Origin of the sequence: Rhizobium skierniewicense (genome assembly GCF_014196515.1) — a bacterium.
In the GTDB taxonomy this organism is placed as follows: Bacteria; Pseudomonadota; Alphaproteobacteria; order Rhizobiales; family Rhizobiaceae; genus Agrobacterium; species Agrobacterium skierniewicense.
Genome location: NZ_JACIDV010000001.1, coordinates 594,079 through 614,440 on the forward strand (window position 1 = coordinate 594,079; position 20,362 = coordinate 614,440).

Consider the following 20,362-nt stretch of genomic DNA (forward strand, 5'->3'; position numbering starts at 1 on the left):
TTACTCGTTGTAGTTGAATGTGTTGTAGCCGTGCTTTTTGACGACTTCATCCCGTTGGGCCGACTTCAGGTCTTCACGCATCATTTCAGATACGAGTTCATTGAAGGTGATCTTGGGAGTCCAGCCAAGCTTCTCGCGCGCCTTGCTGGCGTCGCCCAAAAGGGTCTCGACTTCGGCCGGGCGGAAATAGCGCGGGTCTACCGAGACGATGCAGCGGCCTTTTTCGTCGTACCCCTTCTCGTCTACGCCGGTACCGCGCCAGTCGATCTTCATATCGATTTCGCCAGCCGCAGTGTTGACGAAGTCACGCACGCTGTATTGCACGCCGGTCGCAATGACGAAATCTTCCGGCACGTCCTGTTGCAGCATCATCCACTGCATCTCGACATAATCCTTGGCGTGACCCCAGTCACGAAGGGAATCCATATTACCGAGGTAGAGGCAATCCTGCAGACCTAGCTTGATACGCGCCAGAGCCCGCGTAATCTTGCGCGTCACGAATGTTTCGCCGCGCACCGGGCTCTCGTGATTGAAAAGAATACCGTTGCAGGCATAAATGCCATACGCTTCGCGGTAGTTGACGGTGATCCAGTAGGCGTAGAGCTTAGCTACAGCATAGGGCGAACGTGGATAAAAAGGTGTCGTCTCGCGCTGCGGAGTCTCTTGGACGAGGCCGTAAAGCTCCGAGGTGCTCGCCTGGTAGAACTTTGACTTCTTCTCCAGCCCGAGGATACGGATTGCCTCAAGAATGCGAAGGGCGCCGATGCCGTCCGAGTTCGCCGTATATTCCGGCTCCTCAAATGACACGGCAACATGCGATTGGGCAGCCAGATTGTAGATTTCGTCCGGCTGAACTTGCTGAATGATGCGGATCAGGCTGGAAGAATCCGTTAGATCTCCGTGGTGGAGAATAAATTTGCGCTCGCCATCATGTGGATCAACATAGAGGTGATCGATGCGGTCGGTATTGAACAACGATGTGCGGCGTTTGATACCATGGACCTCATATCCTTTGGCAAGCAGAAGCTCTGCCAAATATGAGCCATCCTGACCAGTCACACCGGTAATAAGAGCTTTTTTCACGTTTCCTCGCAGCTATAATAGTTTTTCTAAACGGGTCAGTTGGGCTTGAACCATCCGCCTAACCATTTCTTTGAAGCTCACCGTCGGTGACCATCCGAGTAATTCTTTCGCCTTGGCGGGGTTCGCCAAAATCTGGCCCGGCTCCAGCGGCCGTACCAAGGCAGGATCGCTGAATACACATTTTTTCCAATCGCATCCAACCGTTTGATAGGCAATTTCACATAATTCCGTCAGCGTGTGCAGTTTTCCGGTACCAATGACGAAATCTGTTGGCTCTTGCTGCTGTAGGATCATCCACATGGCGTTAACGAAATCGGGCGCATATCCCCAATCTCTGGCGGTGTCCAAGTTGCCAAGGGCCAGCCGTCCGCCCTCCACGATGGGTCGTCCCCTCTCGTTCATGTCGGGTGAATCGACTATTCCGAGTGCCGCACAGGCCGCACCATAGGCCACTTTCTGCGTCAAAAAATGTAGTCCGCGCCGCTCGCTTTCGTGATTGAAGAGGATGCCGCTTGTTATGTATAGATTATAGCTGTCTCTGTAAATTGCAGCCATATGGTGTGCGTATACCTTCGCTGCGGCATATGGATTAACGGGATGAAAAGACGTCTCCTCATCCTGTCTTGCCGAGCGTGATTGGCCAAACATCTCCGATGAAGACGCATGGTAGACACGGGTATCCGGCCGATGATTGCGCACGGCCTCAAACAGCTTTATGGCCGCAAGCCCATTGACCTCCAATGTCTCAGGCGCGCGCGCCCAGGATTCACCCGGCCTAGACTGCGAGGCGAGATTATAGATTTCGTCTGGCTTCGCTTCGTTGAGAACACTGGCCAGTTCAAGATCCTGGATCAGGTCCCCGAAAAGAATGTTGACGCGGCCCGCCAAATGGCTCGCGCAGTTCGGTTGAGACCAACTCGCAGCCCGCGCCAACCCAAAGACTTCATAACCCTTCTCAAGAAGGAGTTCTGCAAGGTAGGAGCCGTCTTGGCCCGTTATGCCAGTGATCAGCGCTCGTTTCATAGGCCCTCTCGCATGATGATTTTGCTGACCTTACTCATCGAAAACGCCTGCGTAGGCTCGCTGAGCGAAACCAAGCTTTGCGGATCAAACTGCCTGCCCAAGGCAATCGGCGATCCACGACGCGAAACATCCCCCGCGCAACGTATCTCAGCCTTGCCCTGTCTCTTCCGATTGATCCTGCCTGACCTAGGAAACCCAACGTTGCGGGAATTCTATGAATATTCGGGAGCGTGCGTCGCAGTCGGCTCCCCCCAGGCCATGTTTCATATAACCGGTAAGCCCAAAAACCGAAATAATAGCTGAGGCTGACATATCCACCGTGTCTCGCACAGATCTCGAACACTTCCCGGTAGATAACCCCGCGCATCGCAAGCGTCTTGGCGTCTTCGTGGAGGCGAGATTGCGCGAATTTGTGATCTGAGTGTAGAATAATTGCGCCGGATGTGGCCATGCGAAGCCAGTATTCGTAATCCATGGCTGTCTGCATCGACACATCAAAAGGCCCAATCCGGTCGACAATCCGTTTGCGCCAAAACGATGCGGGTTGGCACACGCAGCAATCATGCATCAAGCGCTCGAAAGAGTAGGGCGCACTGTTATATGTGCCGATAATTGCACCCTGGGCGTCGATATAGTCGGCATTGCCATACACCATGTCGCATTCCGGGTGCTCATTGAAGAATTGCACGGCAGCTTCCAACGCACCGGGCAACAGGATGTCGTCGGAATTCAAGTAGGCAAGAATTTCTCCACCCACACGCTCCATGCCTTTATTGATGGCATCGGCCTGTCCTTTGTCGCGTTCCGACACCCATTTTATCCGGTCGCCGTAGCTTTTGAGGACTTCCACGGTATCATCCGTCGAGGCGCCATCCATGACCAGGAGTTCGACATTTTTGTAGCCTTGGTTCAGCACGCTATCGATCGACTCGCGGATGAAATGGCCATGATTTCGCGTCGGCATGACGATGCTGACCAGGGGCTCTTTCCGAGCGTATTCAAGAGGGTTCTTCGAAACACGCAGTAAGGCGTCACGTAGAGACTGAGCAGGCTTGACCCAGTCATAGGCTGCGACGCGTAGCTTTGCTTTATCAGAGAGGCTGGCCCTCAAGCCTTCCTCGGTCGTGATGCGTCGCATCAGATTTGCCATTGCTGCGATGTCTGTGGGATCACATGCTAGGACTGCATCGCCGCCGACTTCAGGGAGTGATGTGGTGTTGCTGCAAAGAACGGGTGTTCCGTGATGGAAAGCCTCCAGCAACGGCATGCCGAAGCCTTCGAAGAGAGAGAAGTAGACCAGCGCTGTCGCTTTGGCAAAAAGTGCTGTTACCTGTCTGTGCGGTAGAAAACCCAGATGGACAATTGGAAGGTCCTCGAAGCCCTTCAGACTGTCCTGAAGACCGTCAGGATTGCCAGTGAGAACAAGACCTGTCTTCGGCGGTAGGTCAGGCAACGCAAGTTTGAATGCTTCGAAAAGGCGCCTGTGGTTCTTGTGTGGCCATAGGTTCGCCGGCATGTAGAAGAAGCGCTCAAAGGCTTTAGCTTCTGACGGCAAATCGTCTTCGGTCGGTGTTTCCTGGAGTTCCTCGGGAAGGGCCGCAGGCATGAGGAACACGTCATCTGTCATGGTCCAGGCGTTGCTGACCATCGTATGGCGGGAATGATCCGTCATCGTTGCGATTGCGCCCCCTCGGGACAAAGCGTCAGCAAACGCACGACGACGACTAGCCAGCACATCCCTCGGGAAAAAATCAGGGAAATATTCGTGCTGAATGTCTGGGATGACGAAGACCTGCCGTTGAAGCGGGAATTCAGGATGAGCCTCCTGAGGATATGTCCGTAGGATTGCATCGACACCCAGATTCGCGCAGTGCTCCGACATCTCCGCATAGAATAGAGCCGGATGCTCATCTAGGCGGATATAATCAACATTTGGACCCTTGATTGCCAAAGGAGGCAATCCTGGCCGATGAAAGAAGACGATCTTGTCGTTGGGAAAAAGACGAACCATCTCGCGAAGAACGCCATGAACCCATGGGACGATTCCACCAGAAACACCGGCAATGAGAGGATATAGATCGACCGCGATAACAATCCTTTGCTTGATTGTAATTTTAGCGTTGTCGGGCGTCTTTTCCTCATCGGCAGAAGCAGCAGATGGCACAGGACTTCCGGCGGCATTCACGCCGAGACGCTGCATATCGGCCTGAACTTCGTTCCAAAAGTTGAGCAGTGCACTCTGGGTTTGATCGCTGAACAACTCGCTCGACTGCGTCGTACGATGCATATTGTCTAGCCAATAGCAGAGTGCGCCTGGTGTCATGGGGCGACCGGTATGACGTTCCGCCAATAGACGAAGCTCTTCTGCCCTTCGGAACCCTCCGGTTGCCGTCAACGTGTCGCCCCACTCGCGTGACGCCGCAAGGGATGCTTCAACGGGATGCGGCGTTGATAGTTTCGCCAGCCGGATCCAGAGGTCCCAGTCAAAGCTCCAGCGCAGGCTCTGATTTAGCCGGCCTAGTCGGCGTAGGTATGTCGCGTTCATGAATGTCGACGGCTGGAGTATATAGTCCAGACCGCCCAGGAGAGCGTCCTCGTTGTAAAGGACCGGTCCGTCGATGAAATCGGCGGTCTTGTTACCTCCCTCATCCGTCCTGATCCCATTGCCGAACCAGAAGCTTGCCTGGGGTGAAACGCGGTAGGCTTCCACAATGTGTTCAAAGGCGCCGGGCAGATAGAAATCGTCCGCATTCAGCCAAGCAATAATGTCACCTGTGCATCTGGAAAGACCCTTATTGATCGCGTCCGCAGCGCCTTTGTCGGGCTCGCTGACATATCCTGTCAGCCAATCCTCGTTTTGACGAACGACCTCCAGGGTATTGTCGCTGGAACCACCATCTATGATGAAATGCTCGATATCAGGCCAGTTCTGGGACCGGACGGAATCGATGCACTCCTGAAGGAAGCGTCCCTGATTCAGAGACGGCGTCACTATAGAAATTCTTGGTGTCGGATTACTAAAGGTCATCTCGGTTTTTTATTTTCCTGCTGCAGCCTGCAGATCGTGGATCATTTTTGTCAAAGCCTGAATCTGATCGAGTCTAGCCGCGCGATCTTCATCTATGATTTTCACGTGCTCTTCAATGCTCTTTATCTGCTTGTCCTGATCGAGAAGTGCTTGAACGAAACGTCCTTTTGGCGTCTCGATCGATTTTTCAGCATCTTCCTTCGAGATCATCTCGATCGGTTGCCTGCTGACAACGAAGAACATGTCATGCTCAGTGAAGAAGGGTTTTTCAAAAATAAGATGCTCGGCACCAAGCTCTTGAAACAGTCTTTGCGCCGCATTTTGCGAGTATAGGTAGATGTGTTCGTCGGGAAGAAGCATGCCCAAGAAGGAAGGGTGCGCAGTTTGAAGTTCCTCAAACGTCGTAACGCCGGGAAAATTCGGCATTTGGATCATTATCAGGCCGTCCGGCTTCAACATGTCCAGTGCAATCGTCAAAGTATCCTTCGGGAAAGGCAAATGCTCCAAAACGTCCATCAACGCGACCGCGTCAAATGTCCCCGCTTCGAGTTCAATATTCTCTATAGGTCCAACCAGCACAGGAATGTCGAAGGTTTCCTGTGCATACTCAACGACCCAAGGACTCATCTCCATTCCGGAGGCTTCGTAGCCGGCTTGGCGGAGAAGCGCGACAAAGCTTCCGTGGGAACAACCCAGTTCCAGAACTTTAGAAGGTGGCGCCTTGTATTTCAGAAGGGTTCTGAGCCAATGCAGATTTCGATCGGTCAAATCTAGCTTTGCTCTCTGAAAAATGTTCGGAAATCCGAGATCCTTGTTCTGGTGTTCAAGCCAGTATTTCTTTCCGTAGAAATCTGCTTCATCGTCTGTAACTTTCAACTCATCATCTGATAAACCGACTGCCGATATGAGGGTACCGCAGCTTGCGCAACGAACATACTCTGCACTGAACTCCCGGTGGTCTACGCTGCCGCACCAACACTTCCTATTATTCATTGCTTTGAAGCTCTCTTCCTATTACGCGTTTCTAATGCTGTAGCATGTTTGATCTTTTATCTAGCATTCCTCTAACATTAACAGACATCTCAACTCCATGTTAGCGAAGGTCAGGAAATGAAAATTCGATACTACCAGGCAAATCTGCGATGCCGTGATGGCTTAGTGCCGAACCGCTACGATTTGAAGCCCAGCCTATTGAAAGTGATCCAGCATTAGGCAACACACAAAGATGGATTACACTTGCATCGATAGCTTCGTGTGTCATTTCCGACATCCGGCTGAAGATATCCGGATCAATGGATCCCAAACCGATCTCGAACGTGTATTCACCCAATTGTAAATTTAAAGAAATTTCTTGTTTACAGCGTACAATATTTCCGGCTTTGAGGCTGCCACCTGTTCCAACTCCATGCTCAATCGAGCCTTTTCCGTGAACAGTTATACCACGTTCATTATGTAGGACGACACCGCAGGTAGCCATGCCGATATCTTTTAGTATGCGAAATTCCGAGACAAAGACCGCCACTTGTCCCTGCGAAAAGTGGTGACAGGGCGCGCCCTGAGTATCGTACACTGAAAATCCCAAACACTCCGCGCTGCCGTTTCCGACTTGCGTAATGGTTTCTGCCGAACGGAGCGAGGTAAATTCGCCGCTTTTTATCTCTTCGCAATCCGACTGATCAGCGTGGGTAGCTTCTGATTTATTTACATAAGATGTTGTTGAGAACGATTGTCCTGTTTGATGCAACTGATAATATCGCTTTGCTGCTTCAGCGGCATCACCCAAGAAATTCATTCTGCCATGATCGAGCAAAATCGCCCGGTCACAGAACTGCTCGATGTCAGTCATCGCATGTGAGACGAGGAGGACGGCAGCGCCGGACGAACGAATTTCCTCAAGGCGCGCATAGCACTTCTGACGAAAAAATACGTCGCCTACTGCCAGAGCTTCATCGATGATGACGATGGATGCGTTGATGTGAGCCTGCACCGCGAATGCGAGGCGGACAAACATCCCACTTGAATAGGTTTTCACCGGCTGGTCGATAAAATCGCCGATATCGGCAAAAGCGACGATTTCGTCGTAGCTTGCGTCGATCTGCTCGCTACTGAGCCCCAAGATGCGGGCGTTCAGAAGGACGTTTTCGCGTCCTGTAAAATCGGGATTGAATCCACTTCCCAGTTCGAGAAGGGCGGCGACGCGCCCCTTGACCGTCAGATCGCCGAGGGTAGGGGCCAATGTACCGGCCAAGATTTGCAGCAACGTGCTTTTGCCGCCACCGTTTCGTCCGATGATGCCCAAGGTTTCTCCAGGGCGAACCTGGAATGAGATATCGTGTAGCGCCCAAAACTCACGGTGGTAGGTGGGCGCCGGGCCTGAGCGACCAAAAAGGTTGGTCAGTTTCGGCATGACCAATTGCTTCAGGCGGTCGCGTGGGTTGTTGTATATGTCGTAGCGCTTCCCGACGCCGCGCACATCGATAACTGGCTCGTTAGAGGACATCTGCAAATCCCCGTCTTGTCTTCTGAAACCAAGCGAAGCCTAGATAAAAGACGGCGAGGCTCACGAGAAGGCTCATGGCCCAGGCGACCCAGTTCAGAGGCGCTCCCCAAAGCAACGCGTCCCTAACTTGAAGCACCGGAAGCGTGATCGGGTTTAAGGTCAGCAACGACTGATAGGCAGGTGGAAGCGCGCTGATAGGGTAGAAAACCGGCGCTAGAAACAGCGCAACCGTGGTGAGCATGCCGATGACCTGCGCGAAATCGCGGAGATAGACGCCAAGCGAGGCGAGAAACCAGCTCAGGCCTAGGGTCATCAGAAGTAACGGCAGCAGGATGATGGGCAAAAGAAGACCTGCGGGATGGATGAACGTCCCGGAAATCAAACAAAAGAACATTAAAACGACAAGGCTGACAATGAAATTCCCAAGCGCAGATCCCATGGTCATAAGAGGCAGTATTTCCAACGGGAATACGACTTTCTTGACGTAGTTTGCGTTCGCGGCGATTATGGTTGGAGCCCGCATCAGGCACTCGGCGAAAAGCGCGTGTACGATGAGGCCGGAGAAAAGAACGATGGCAAAGTTTACCTGGCTGTCATTGCCCGCGCCCCATCTGGCTTTGAACGCGACACTAAAAACAAAAGTGTAGATTGCAAGCATAAGCAATGGGTTGAAAAGGGACCATGCGAGCCCGAAGACGGACCCCTTGTATCGGGATACGAAATCACGTTTCGTCAGTTCCCAAAGCAGACCTCTGTTGTGGATGAGTGTTTTAACAACAGCGGTCGGGTCGACCGAATGATTTTTCATATAGTACGAAATTCCATCGCTGTGGTTAAACGCCTGGGTGCCCAGGTAGCCGGTTTACACCTGACTATTTTAGCCGTGCACCCCTCTAATATGCGGCTAATAGCTGTTCAGCCTGGCAAAGACAAGCCCTTGCCAAACGCTCATGGTTGGACCAGCCCACTCATCCCCGACGCTCATCTGCCGATATTTGCAAGATCCCAGATTGATCAAGCACGGTTCCCCGTGTCGGCGATCCGCCGATATAGATCAGCATAAGCGGCTGCCATTTTCTCTGCCGTGAAGTTGTCCAGATAGCGTTGACGAGCGTTTCGCCCAAAGCTTTGCACTAAGTCGTCGTCGTTGAACAAACGCCTCATGGCGACAGCCAAAGAGTCGCTGTTTTCTGGAGGAACGACAAGGCCCGTGCATCCATCGAGATTGACGTAGCTGGTTCCCGTGCCAATTTCACAAGATATCATCGGCTTACCGCTCATGGCTGCCTCAACCAGAGAAAGACCGAATGCTTCCGATCGGAGATGAGATGGAAAAACGAGACCAAGGCTCAGATCAAGGACCGCCATCTTGTCTTCGTCCGTCAGGTTTCCGAGAAAATGCATGTTTTGGAGGCCACGCCGCTTCGCTTCCTCTTGAAAATCATCCGTCTGGCCACCGCCGATGAGTACGACAGGAATACCGGTCTTTTCCGCAGCATCCATCAGCACGTGAAGTCCCTTGTAATAACGGAAGACACCAATGAAGACGAGGAAGCGGGGAGGGAGTTTGGATCTCCATCTCTCTCTATTTTGCTGGCCAACTGCCGGGTAGCTGGCTTCGTCAAGTCCAAGTGGAATGACCTCGACTTTAGAGCGGAATTTCTGGAGAGTAGCACTTGAATTCACATAATTCGGCGATGTGGCGACGATGCTGGTCGTGCTGCCGAGGAAGCGAAACATGAGGGGTTCGTAGAGACGTAATAATGTTTTCTGCTTAACCACGTCCGAGTGGTAGGTGACGACAGAAGGCATTCGATGAAAACTTGAAAGGTGTATGACGTCCATCAATGGCCAGGGAAAGTGAAAGTGAACTACATCGACTTCGCGGCTGAGTTCTCGAAATCGGCTAAACGCGGAACGAGAAAAACCTGTCGAGGCAAACTCGAAATCAAGCTTGGCCTTGTGCGCGTAATGTCCACCAAAAGGACGCGAGTTTTCCTTTGGCTGCGCGCTAAGAGAGAGCACCTCGGACCTGATCCCATGGGTTTCGACCCCCTCACAGATAGCGGCGATAGTCCGCTCAACACCACCGAACGTGTCAGGCCAATATGTTTTGAAGAAATGCAAAATTTTCATGCTGTAAAGCCGTAGCAGGAGGGGAACCAATGCCGGAGGGCAAAAACGACTAATTTTTTGGCGCTATGACCGACGCTTTTATCCGCAACATTCGATAACACAACTATTTCCTCGCATTTGTGTCGTGAATTCGGCTTCCTAAAAGCATTGCTTAAAAGGGCTCACCGTCTTCGAGAAGGCAATACGAAGTAGGACTCAGAAAATTGCGCATAGGATTTTGATCTATCTGTGAGTGTAGCATCTGTTCGTCCGCTGTCCGCGCGCGATACCGGGATTGAGTAGGCCATCAAGCTGGGGCCTTAAAAGAAAATGGCCGATGCATTGGAGCAGTGAAAACGGTTACTCATTTGACGAATAATTTCGGCAGCTTTTGCGGGGGTGGGTGGCGTGATGCCATCCGGTTTTGAGAGCGGGTTTCAAACGTGCGTCAATCGCAATCGGTCACAGCCTTCGAGAATACCATTTTTGCGGACGCCGGACATATTTCAATTTTTCTTGGTTCTTAGGATATTAAACCAGCGCTCGACATCCGGCGGATTTGACTGCTATCTGAGCGTAAAGAGGATGATGACGTGCCGCCCAAATTTTCGATTATCACACCGTCTCTTAATCAGGGGCGATTTCTGAAGCAGTGTCTTGCCTCTGTGCAGATCCAAAATTGGCCGGATTTGGAACACTTCGTCATTGATGGTGGCTCTCAGGACGAGACCCTTCAGATATTAACAGAAAGCAGGTCCCAGCTGACGGCTTATGTTAGCGAACCTGACAGCGGCGCCGCAGACGCAATTAACAAGGGCCTCGCCATGGCTACTGGTGATATCGTTGCGTGGATAAATGCTGACGATTATTACGCAGCCGGAGCCTTTGAGAAAATTGCAGAGGCGTGGCGCTGCGAACCCGACGCTCCATTCTGGTTTGGCAACGGCGAGCGCGTGGACGAAGCTGGGAACTTCAAATCACCGTTCAATGATCATCCCATCCTCTACGACCACCGAGCACTCATCGAGGGCACCGATTATATTCTTCAGCCCTCTACGTTCATGAACGGTAAGGTGTTGCGACAGATCGGTGGGCTCAATACCGCGTTACGCTGGTCTTTCGACTGGGAACTCTTTATTCGCCTAGCTGAGCAAGGGCAGCCTGTGGCGCTGGACGATTCTCTGTCTTCCACGCGTGAGTGGGGTGAGACCCTTACTGCGACGGGTAGCCTGAAAAGGATTGAAGAAATCCGAGTGATGATTGAGAGACGAAGTGGTAAGCCCCTCACTTATGGAACGCTCTGCTACCACTTCGACGCGACACTCAAAGAGATGCAAACTCGTCCAGAAGACTTTTCCGCGCGGGCTATTTATTCTGTTGAAAATGCTTGGAGAGCTATACAGCAAGACATGATGGACAACCTGCCGGTCGATGCCGGAGGCATGCCAAGGCGGCCGGAGCAGGCGGAGAAATACGAGGAGACGCCTACTCCAGGTATTTTCATGCGTGCTGCTAGGCGAGGGTTGCGTCTAGCTAGTCGTCTCCGCGAAAGGTGACATATGGATAATGACATCCACAAACATTGATCTGAAACCTTCAAACCGGCCTGAACTCATGGGGTGGATGCCATTCTGGTCGGCGTCGCATATGAAACTTTCGCGGAAGATAGGGATAGGTTTTGTGCCCATGCGATGGTTTGGATGTGCTCGGGCGGTGGTAGATCTCAATGATGCTCGTCTTCCTCATCAGCGTGCCGATATGAAGCCGCCCAGTCTCCAGCCCTTCTCCCCTCAAAAGCCCTTGCAACATCTGACTTTCGGCGAACGGGTAATCGAGATGCATTTCATCGATCCGCCGCATCAAGGCCAGATCGCCCTCTGACACCGGACGCGGTAGGTAATAGACGCTGCGAAGGCAGAAGCCGAGAAGCTTGGCTTGCCTTCGACAGACAGCTTGTGCCCGCGGACGATCATTTTTTCCGCTCAGCAAGCCCGCCTTGCCAAGCGCTCAGGCTAAAAAAATAGTTTGCCAGCGTGGACGTCCCGATTTTGGCGTGCAGTGTTTTTACATCGACGGTTGGACCCGCCAGTTCCGCCTTCGCTTCATCACCAAAAACGCCTGTCGCCCCCTCAAGGAGCTGGTCTTTTCTTTGTTTGATCTGGTTGGCGTGCACGTCAAACTGCTGGTATCATTCCACCAGCGTCTGCTCGCCTCGAATGGCGGCGAGCGCCAACCTTGCCTTGAAAGCCGGGCCTTGGTTCCGGCGCGGTCGTCTTGTCATGGTCTCTCCTGCTGGCGGCATCTAAGCCGAAGTCAGCCAGAAACTCGACTTATCCCCCCTGTGCAGATATCCCGTGTCACCTCTTGCTCCGCATCAGATCGTGGTCCTGCACTCAACCCCGCGCAATCGCAGGCATTCTCGGACAGACAATCAGCGAGGCGGCAGATTAACCGGATTCCTGAGATTTGATAAGGTTTAGGCATGTGTAAGTGCTGTAATCTATGTAATTTATTCTTTTTTATTTTGATATGAGATTTGTATAAAAAATGATAATACATAATATATCCCTACGTGGATGCAGAATTACAATAATAAATATTCATTTTAATTCAAAAACCGTCATATTAATTTCGTTATTTTATAAATACACAAATGAATAAACAACTTTAAATAGTGCAAATATAAAATTTAAAATTATAGAAATTAATAGAAATTGTAAAAATAGATATTTAGATTCAGATTTTTATATTCAATAAAAATTAAGTCAGTTACTTTAATATTAGCAAATAACGCTCTCTTCAGGGGAGGGGCGTACTGAAATTGTAGTGCAGCTCAGAATCACCGAGGGGATAATAGAGCAGATGACGAAGGTGAAACTATCAGGAATTGTAGGGCGGCTAACCGCAGGATTTGGGTTCCTGCTTATTTTGATGGCCGGCTTGACATTATATTCAACGCATCAGGTCTCGCAGATCAATAACAATCTCGGCGTGATCAACGATGTCAACAGCGTAAAACAACGCTATGCGATCAACTATCGCGGAAGCGTTCACGATCGTGCTATTGCGGTGAGAGACGTGACTATTGTGGCCTCTCCTGAAGAAAGAAAGGCCGCAATCGATCTGATTGGGAAGCTTGCCTCCACTTACGCCGAAAACGAAAAAAAGATGACGGCAATGGTTTCGTCGCCGGATGGCGCAACTGCCCAAGAGCGTGCGATTCTGGATGAAATCGGAGCCATTCAAGCCAAGACAAATCCGCTTGTAGCAGACGTCATTTCTTTCCAGGAGAAAGGTGCTACAGAAGAGGCCCGCAAGGTTTTGCTTGAGCAAGCGCGTCCAGCATTCGTATCCTGGCTCGGAGCGATCAATAAGTTCATCGACTATCAGGAGGCACTGAACAAGGAGATCGGTGCCGAGGTGCGCGCGGCGACGAACGGGTTTCAGTCTCTTGAGTTGACGGCCCTTGCCATTGCAGCCCTTCTCGCTGTTGTCGCAGCCGCATTTACCGCGCGTTCCATCGTTGCCCCGTTGATAAAGCTTCAGGATTCTTTGAAATCCATGGCGGAAGGCACCATGAAGGGCGATCACGATCTGGAAAACCGCAAAGATGAGATCGGCATGCTTGCACGCGCCGTCTCTGCTTTGCGAGAGGCAATTGCCGCGAAGACACATGCGGATGCTGATCGTGAAGCGATGCGGTCTGCCGAAGAACGTCGACGACTGGAAGCGGAAGCTTCGGAACGGGGCGTTCTGGCCGAGCAGACCGATACTGCTGTCTGCCAACTTGCTGAAGCGCTTCAGGGGTTGGCCAACGGTGATCTTACAGGACACATTGCCACACCCTTTATCCCCTCACTGGAGCAATTGCGTACAGATTTTAATCTGGCCGTGGAGAAACTGCGCATCGCCATGCAGAAAGTGTCCGAGAACGCGAGCGCGATCGCGTCTGGAGCGCAGGAAATTCGCTCCGCTTCAGATGATCTGGCCAAGCGGACAGAAAACCAGGCGGCCTCCATCGAGGAAACAGCAGCGGCACTGGAAGAAATCACGACAACTGTCTCCGATTCTAGCAGCAGGGCGCAGGAGGCTGGAAAATTGGTTCGCCAGACGAAGGAAAACGCGGAACATTCCGGTCGTGTTGTGCAGAGCGCCGTTGATGCCATGAGCAAAATCGAGGCTTCAGCAACTGAGATCGGTAACATCATCGGTGTGATCGACGAGATCGCTTTTCAGACCAACCTGCTCGCACTCAACGCCGGCGTCGAAGCGGCGCGAGCAGGTGAGGCTGGAAAGGGCTTTGCCGTTGTGGCTCAGGAAGTTCGTGAACTCGCACAGCGATCTGCGAAAGCTGCGAAAGAGATCAAAGAACTGATCAACACCTCAAATCACCATGTCAAAAGTGGCGTATCTCTCGTCGGCGAGACCGGCACGGCCTTGCAGGAGATGGTTGTCCAAGTTCAGCAGGTCGATGGTAATGTCAGTGCAATCGTCGAAGCATCGAGGGAGCAGGCGACTGGTCTCAAGGAGATCAACACCTCTGTTAACACCATGGATCAAGGCACCCAACAGAATGCCGCGATGGTTGAGCAATCCACGGCAGCGGCCCATAATCTCGCCTCCGAGGCAGAGGCGCTGTTCCGGCTACTCGCCCAGTTCAGCATCGGAACGAAAGTTGCACCAAGCGGCAACAGATGGCCTCCGGCCAATGGCGCTCCCGCCCCGCCACGCCCTGCACCGTCGCCAGCGCGTCAACTGTCAGCCAAGCTGCATCACTCTTTCCAAGGCAATGCGGCTCTTTCGAGCGCTGGCTGGGAAGATTTTTGACGGGGTTCTGCCGCCATCTGAAGCCGAGCAGCGCTATGACGCCTGTCTCGGCTTTTTTGCGCGGGGTCTCTGATCGGGATACGACAAGTGTCAGGTTCCAAAGCTAGAGGGTGTTGCTGGGTGACGACCACGTGGATCGAATGATGATGTCGGTCATTTCGCCGACAGCGAAATGGACGGACCCGCCAGCCTGTGGTTTGGGTGTCTAATACGGCGTCTGACTGAACAGAATCCATGCGCCCATTCTCGGCGTCCGATCGACATAAGACGCCATGCCTGACTTTCGAGTTTCCGCCAGGCATCGCAGTCGTGATCGACTGATACCGTCGTGGGATTTGAAGACGCGGCGCGTCATAGCCAGCCTTCGCCTATGAAGTGCAAGAGATTTTCAAGCGGGTTCAGCGCCGGTCTCTTCGGCGGTAATGGCAGGTCTATGATGTTTTCGGCCAAGACGAGCGTGTTGGACATGTGTCATCCAGCCTGATCCATCATGTGGATAGCGAGCGCATCTCCGCCGACATCACGGGCGATTTCGACCAGATGCGCGGTCATTGCATCGGTGTCGCACCATGGCCAGACCAGCGCCGCCGCCTTGCCGAGCTTCGGGCAGATTGCTCCGAAGATGTCGACCGATCTGGGACTTTAATTTCCGGGAGGGGGCCAAGGGCGCGTTCCGGGCATGATCCCACGGTGCGTGATCGTGTTTTTCTGACCGATCCGAGCCTCATTCTGAAACCAAATTTCTCTTCGTTTCCCTCGCGCAGCTCCCGCGACAATTTCTGCCACAGCGGCGGGGAAACTTTTTCAGTTTCATCGATGGCTTGCGGGTCCTGCGCGCGATGTCTTGGTCGTGGGACCGGTTTCCTGTAGCTGATGGCCCGGACGTGACGGCTCAGCGTCTGTTCGCTTACTGTTAGCCGAAACTCTTCCCATAAACCATTACCACCAGACCACATGGACGCCACCGACAGCAGCGTCGAGGTAGAGGTTCGGCCCGCACTCGAACACCTGTGCCAAGCCGCCAGCTGCTGATCGTTTAACCGCGACGGCTCCCCGAGCGCTTGGCCATTGGTCAGCGCTTGGAGACCGCGTGCGTTAAAACGCGGGGCCCAGTCTCGGGCCGTCCGGAGTTCTGCGATCAAAGCGCTGCGCCCATCGCAAACCGCCAGTTTGCGACAGAGATTCAGTTTGCGAAGACCTGGCTATCCGGCCCTGTGCGACCCGGATCACCTGCTTTACCGGGCACAAGAGCTGCAATCCACAACCAGTGCGCCTCGTTCAGCTCATATCGCTTCACTGTCATCGACGACCGCATAGCGAACCATCATTGCCTTTGAAACATCGATGACCCAGTTTTGGAATCCTGACTGTCACGACGGCCTAAAACTCGTCCCACTGCTCCGGCTTCATGGCCAGATTGCCGCGGCTGACGGGCATTGAAGCTGCTTTCGCCTGGCGCTGCGGCGCGGGCGCTGGTCGTCTCTGGCTGGCCGCCGGAGACGCGTTCTCTGAACCAGTCTGGAAGCGAGCGATCAGCTGGGCCAGCTGCTGGCTTTCATCGGCAAGACCGACGCTCGCCGCGTTCATCTCTTCAACCATGGCCGCATTCTGCTGGGTTGCCTGGTCCATGTGGTTCACGGCTGTGTTGACTTCGGAGAGACCGGTTGCCTGCTCCTGCGCAGCCACGGTAATGGCATCCATGTGCTGGTTGATGTCTTCAACGATGCGGGCAATCTGCTGCAAGCCTTCACCCGTATCGCCAACAAGCTTCACGCCTTCGGTCACCGCCACACCTGAATTGCTGATCAGGCCTTTGATTTCCTTGGCCGCTTTTGCAGAGCGCTGTGCAAGCTCGCGCACTTCCTGCGCAACAACCGCAAAGCCCTTGCCCGCCTCGCCAGCGCGTGCGGCTTCAACACCGGCATTGAGCGCAAGCAGGTTGGTCTGAAACGCGATTTCGTCGATCACGCTGATGATCTGCGTGATCTGCTGTGCAGAGTGCTCGATACGCTCCATGGCCGCTACGGCATTGCTGACAACGATGCTGGAGCTTTCAGCATGCTGACGGGCCGTCCGCACCAGCGTTCTCGCTTCTGTTGAACGCTTCGACGTGGCCTGAACGTTGGAGGTAATCTCTTCCAGCGCTGCCGCTGTTTCTTCCAGAGATGCAGCCTGCTGTTCCGTACGCTTTGAGAGATCATCCGAGGCCTGGGATATCTCGCCGCTGCCATTGGCAACACCTAGACCCACTGTACCGACGGATACCAGCACGCTGCGAAGTTGTTGAACGGAGCTGTTGAAGTCGTGGCGCAGAGGCTCGAACTGGCGATCAAACGCCTCGTTGATTTCACAGGTCAGGTCGCAGGTTGCCAGGCGGCGCAGTGCGGTGGCCAGAGAACCGGTCGCAGTGGCCAGACGCTGCTCGGCTTCCTGCTCGGCGCGCTGCTGAACGTCCGCCTCGTTGTTGCGCGCCGCAATGCGGGCTTCTTCCGCATTCCTTTCGATTTCAATCTTGGAAATCGCGGATTGACGCATGATTTCAACGGCGCCGGCCATCTCGCCAATTTCGTCCTTGCGGTTGGCATCGGGAACCGCAACATCAAGCTTGCCGCCAGCAATCGAGAGCATAACGCGCGAGAGATGCGTGATAGGCCGCGAAACGCCGAGAATAATCCAGACGGCCAGACTTCCCAAAATCACGATGCTGATTGCGATGAAACCTCCAGCAATGAGAGATGAGCGCGAATAGGCGGCGTCTGCCGCCGTAGCAGATGCAGCGGCACCGGCATCATTCAGCCTGATCACTTCGCCAAGCGCGCCAAAGGCATCCACCAGCGGCTGTCTTGCGGGCGCGATGGCGGCAACAGCGCCTGCCTTGTCTCCGGCCTGCACGGCGTCGGCAATCTTCTGACGCGCTTGCAGGTAGGCCGCCCATTTCTGCTCGAATGTCGCCCAGCTTTTGCGCTCGGCATCGGATGTCAAAGTCTCGCGCAGATCCGCATAGGCCTTGGGAATGCTCGCATTCATCTCGGCGAATTCGTCGTTGAGACCTTTAATCTCCGCTGGATCCACTGCAATAGCTGTCCGAATGGTCGTGGTGTGGTAACGAAGTAGAGTAAACTGTACATTATCCAGCTTAACAACACGTGGCATCCAGACTTGTTTGGTGTCTGAAGCTGCCGTGTAAACTTTAGACATCTGGCTGTAGCTCATTACGCCAAGCCCAATAATAAGAATGAGAGCTGAGGCCGCCATGATCATCAGGCGAGCTGGAATACGAAGTGACATGTTTGAGGCCTTTGGCTAGTCGGCAAATGTTAAACTTCAAGAATCCTAGCGACCATTATTTAATATTTGGTGATGTCGTTTTACATTATTATGATGCAATGTTCGCGCCAGGGTGTCGCGATAGAAATTCCAGAAAAGACGGGTCATAGAAACGGCGGGTCCAACAACCGTAGCCTTTGGTGCAGCGCTATACTACCAAGCATAAACAGCACACTTGCGCTGTTTGCTGAAGACCTTGTTTCGGCCTTCAAAGACGTCGATTTCCGTCACAACGACGAAGAAAGCGCCGCACGCCTGCATTTCGGAGTGGGCGATGCTTTCATTCCTCGCCGAGCGTTTCGATCACATGCCAAATGAAATGAAAGTCATCGCGAATTTCCGCCCCACCCACGGTTGACGTATCAGCCGCGGCTGGCATTTTCGTGAGGCATGAGCCCGACGACAGATATCATTGGTGAACTTGTTCGAGATGCTAAGCGCCTGGCGCGCCTGGATGCGTCCCATAAGCGCCACATGCTGCAGCGCGCCGTGGCTACGATAGAAGATCTGCGCGAAGCCGCAGGCATACCCAAAGGCCCCGGCCACGATATCCTTGCAGATATCAAGACAACCGTATCAGCGGCAGAACGGGACTTGGCTGATGATGCCCAGCTACGGGAAACGTTTTTGCAAGCCGCTGGAATGATCCGGGATCTGCACATCGTCCTGGATAGCGGCACAAAGGTATCCGTCGTCTAAAACCAGAAACGACGTGCCGCCGCCTCAAGCCTCCTTGTCGTCTTCAGCCACCATAGTGGCCCGCAGAACATCATTCATCCGCTCCTGCCAGCCGGGGCCATCGTCTTGAAAATACGCGAGAACATCGCTGTCAATCTTCAAGCTGACCAGTTACTTCGTCCCGGGAATAGCCCGTTTTTCCACCGCTGGTGCTGCGCGCTTCTTTGTCGCAGAAAACAAGGCTTCGGCTGCGTCTCGTGGGTTTAGCGGTCTGCGGGGTGCCATTGGGTTCTTTCTAATGATTGGTGAGGGGGCTAGCAAGCGAGTCACTGGCGGTCGCGTTGTTGCTAGTATCGGCTGGTGGATGCTTCTCGGCAAGTTGGTTGTTTTTATAAGGTCAAGAGGGAAACTGAAGTGGTTGGATTGAAGTTTTAGATCTCCTGGCACACACTAACTTCAATACCGGCGTGACTCGCCACACCCGCAGCAGAGCCTGTTTGCGCCGCACGACCCAAGACCATGAAACGGCCCTTCCCGAAACCGGGATTATTCTGCTAAGGCAGACAAGCGGTCGGGGCGGGTGAGCGTTTTCCCTCTCACCTTTCAGGAGTTGCAAGGATTGAGACATGGACATGGAGCGTCTGAGCCATCTGCCCGAAAAGAAGCGACGCGAGTTGCACCGTGTCGCGCAGATCATTTTCGAGGAATTTGACGAGTCCCTGAAAACCAAGCTCTCGGAAAAGGCCAAGCGCGGACGCATCCTGAAGCTCATCCTGTTCGGCTCCTATGCGCGCGGCAACTGGGTGGAAGATCGCAAAAGCGGCTATCTCTCGGATTACGCCTGCTGATCGTCGTCAATCATGAACAGTTTGCCGAAAGATACGAGGCCTGGGAAAGGGCCGCCGCACGCTTCGTGCAGGCATTCGATATCGCCGGACATCTTTCCGCGCCAGTGAATTTCATTGTGCATTCGTATGAAGAGGTCAACTCGCTGCTGGCACGGGGATGGCCGTTTTTCGTGGATATCGCCCGAGATGGCATCCCGCTTTACGATGCCCCCGGCCATCCTCTGGCCTCACCGAAAAATCTGGCGCCAGACGAGGTGCGCGCCGAGGCGCAGAAACATTTTGATCATTGGTTTCCAAGCGCCAGCGCGTTTCTTGAACTTACTCAACAGGCCTACGCTGGCGGCCACGGCAAACAGGCGGTGTTCCTCCTGCACCAATCATCTGAGGCGCTTTATCACTGCATCCTACTTGTCAAATCGCTCTACAGCCCAAAATCCCACAAGCTGACATTCCTGCGCTCACATGCAGAACAAATTGCCCCGGAACTCAGCACGATCTGGCCAGACGATACCAAATTTGCCAAACGCTGCTTCAGCCGTCTGGAGCGTGCCTATGTTGATGCTAGATACTCACCCGCCTACGACATCACCGACGAGGAACTGGCGTGGCTGACAGAGCGCGTCAAGCTGTTGCAGGACGCGGTGCTGGCTGTCTGTGAAAAGGCCCTGAAGGTTCCAGTCTGAGCGGCACGTATCGCGGCCTCCTCATCCGATCAATCATTGTCGGCGTCAAAGACGTATCAGCTGGATATGGTTGCACAAATTGATGAATTTTCTGCTGTTGACACACTGATTGATTGCATTATGGTCGCATTTTGATAGTCGATTGATATTTTACAATCACCCGGGTTCCCCTATGACCGACCAGCCTTCGTCGTCCGATTTCATCCAGGCCAGCCGTGTTTTGAAGGTCAAGTCGCCGCTGGGCGAAGAC

The 20,362-nt window shown here is 53.3% G+C and carries 14 protein-coding genes and 3 pseudogenes; 5 read left to right on the plus strand and 12 right to left on the minus strand.

What is annotated here, in order from left to right; translation table 11 throughout:
- The 8 genes and pseudogenes from gmd to GGQ73_RS02615 form a co-directional block, all read right to left on the minus strand.
- Positions 1-1,083 carry a GDP-mannose 4,6-dehydratase gene (gmd, locus tag GGQ73_RS02585; protein ID WP_183893719.1) on the minus strand — a complete coding sequence of 361 codons (1,083 nt, stop codon included), beginning with the start codon at positions 1,081-1,083 and terminating at the stop codon, positions 1-3.
- A gap of 12 nt (positions 1,084-1,095) precedes the next feature.
- Positions 1,096-2,106, minus strand: a complete 1,011-nt coding sequence (locus GGQ73_RS02590; protein WP_174154589.1) for a GDP-mannose 4,6-dehydratase — start codon at positions 2,104-2,106, stop codon at positions 1,096-1,098.
- Positions 2,107-2,140: 34 nt separating this feature from the next.
- Positions 2,141-4,651, minus strand: coding sequence for a glycosyltransferase (locus GGQ73_RS02595; RefSeq protein ID WP_234910849.1), 2,511 nt, complete (start codon positions 4,649-4,651; stop codon positions 2,141-2,143).
- 132 nt (positions 4,652-4,783) lie between these two features.
- A pseudogene (locus GGQ73_RS23310) lies at positions 4,784-5,134 on the minus strand (glycosyltransferase); the annotation flags it as partial.
- Between the two features lie 9 nt (positions 5,135-5,143).
- Positions 5,144-6,010 carry a class I SAM-dependent methyltransferase gene (locus GGQ73_RS02600; protein ID WP_183893723.1) on the minus strand — a complete coding sequence of 289 codons (867 nt, stop codon included), beginning with the start codon at positions 6,008-6,010 and terminating at the stop codon, positions 5,144-5,146.
- Positions 6,011-6,227: 217 nt separating this feature from the next.
- Positions 6,228-7,634, minus strand: coding sequence for an ABC transporter ATP-binding protein (locus tag GGQ73_RS02605; protein ID WP_183893725.1), 1,407 nt, complete (start codon positions 7,632-7,634; stop codon positions 6,228-6,230).
- The gene (locus GGQ73_RS02610; protein ID WP_174155357.1) at positions 7,624-8,442 is read right to left on the minus strand and encodes an ABC transporter permease; all 819 of its coding nucleotides are present in this window, start codon (positions 8,440-8,442) and stop codon (positions 7,624-7,626) included. Before GGQ73_RS02610 ends, GGQ73_RS02605 begins: the two co-directional genes overlap by 11 nt.
- Positions 8,443-8,648: 206 nt before the next feature.
- Positions 8,649-9,770 carry a glycosyltransferase gene (locus GGQ73_RS02615; protein ID WP_183893727.1) on the minus strand — a complete coding sequence of 374 codons (1,122 nt, stop codon included), beginning with the start codon at positions 9,768-9,770 and terminating at the stop codon, positions 8,649-8,651.
- A 572-nt stretch (positions 9,771-10,342) separates the two neighbouring features.
- Between GGQ73_RS02615 and GGQ73_RS02620 the strand changes: the two genes are divergently transcribed.
- Positions 10,343-11,305 carry a glycosyltransferase family 2 protein gene (locus GGQ73_RS02620; protein WP_183893729.1) on the plus strand — a complete coding sequence of 321 codons (963 nt, stop codon included), beginning with the start codon at positions 10,343-10,345 and terminating at the stop codon, positions 11,303-11,305.
- 82 nt (positions 11,306-11,387) lie between these two features.
- Here the strand turns inward: GGQ73_RS02620 and GGQ73_RS02625 are convergent.
- Positions 11,388-12,051, minus strand: a pseudogene (locus tag GGQ73_RS02625) (transposase); the annotation flags it as partial.
- Between the two features lie 560 nt (positions 12,052-12,611).
- Here GGQ73_RS02625 and GGQ73_RS02630 point away from each other — a divergent pair.
- Positions 12,612-14,576 carry a HAMP domain-containing methyl-accepting chemotaxis protein gene (locus tag GGQ73_RS02630; RefSeq protein WP_183893731.1) on the plus strand — a complete coding sequence of 655 codons (1,965 nt, stop codon included), beginning with the start codon at positions 12,612-12,614 and terminating at the stop codon, positions 14,574-14,576.
- A gap of 548 nt (positions 14,577-15,124) precedes the next feature.
- On the opposite strand, the gene GGQ73_RS23315 is transcribed toward GGQ73_RS02630, so the two are convergent.
- Together GGQ73_RS23315 and GGQ73_RS02640 are read right to left on the minus strand one after the other, a co-directional pair.
- Positions 15,125-15,532, minus strand: a complete 408-nt coding sequence (locus GGQ73_RS23315) for a winged helix-turn-helix domain-containing protein (RefSeq protein ID WP_183893733.1) — start codon at positions 15,530-15,532, stop codon at positions 15,125-15,127.
- 424 nt (positions 15,533-15,956) lie between these two features.
- Entirely contained in the window at positions 15,957-17,864 is a 1,908-nt protein-coding gene (locus GGQ73_RS02640; RefSeq protein WP_183893735.1) for a HAMP domain-containing methyl-accepting chemotaxis protein, read from the minus strand.
- Between the two features lie 429 nt (positions 17,865-18,293).
- On the opposite strand from GGQ73_RS02640, the gene GGQ73_RS02645 reads away from it, so the two are divergent.
- The gene (locus tag GGQ73_RS02645; protein ID WP_183893737.1) at positions 18,294-18,602 is read left to right on the plus strand and encodes a hypothetical protein; all 309 of its coding nucleotides are present in this window, start codon (positions 18,294-18,296) and stop codon (positions 18,600-18,602) included.
- A 24-nt stretch (positions 18,603-18,626) separates the two neighbouring features.
- On the opposite strand, the pseudogene GGQ73_RS02650 reads toward GGQ73_RS02645, so the two are convergent.
- Positions 18,627-18,866: pseudogene (locus tag GGQ73_RS02650) on the minus strand (BrnA antitoxin family protein).
- A 341-nt stretch (positions 18,867-19,207) separates the two neighbouring features.
- On the opposite strand from GGQ73_RS02650, the gene GGQ73_RS23225 reads away from it, so the two are divergent.
- A complete protein-coding gene (locus tag GGQ73_RS23225) occupies positions 19,208-19,429 on the plus strand; it encodes a hypothetical protein (protein WP_327786285.1) in 222 nt (73 codons plus the stop codon).
- A gap of 65 nt (positions 19,430-19,494) precedes the next feature.
- Positions 19,495-20,112: a HEPN domain-containing protein gene (locus tag GGQ73_RS02655; protein ID WP_327786286.1), complete on the plus strand. Its 618-nt coding sequence runs from the start codon at positions 19,495-19,497 to the stop codon at positions 20,110-20,112.
- Positions 20,113-20,362 lie beyond the last annotated feature (250 nt).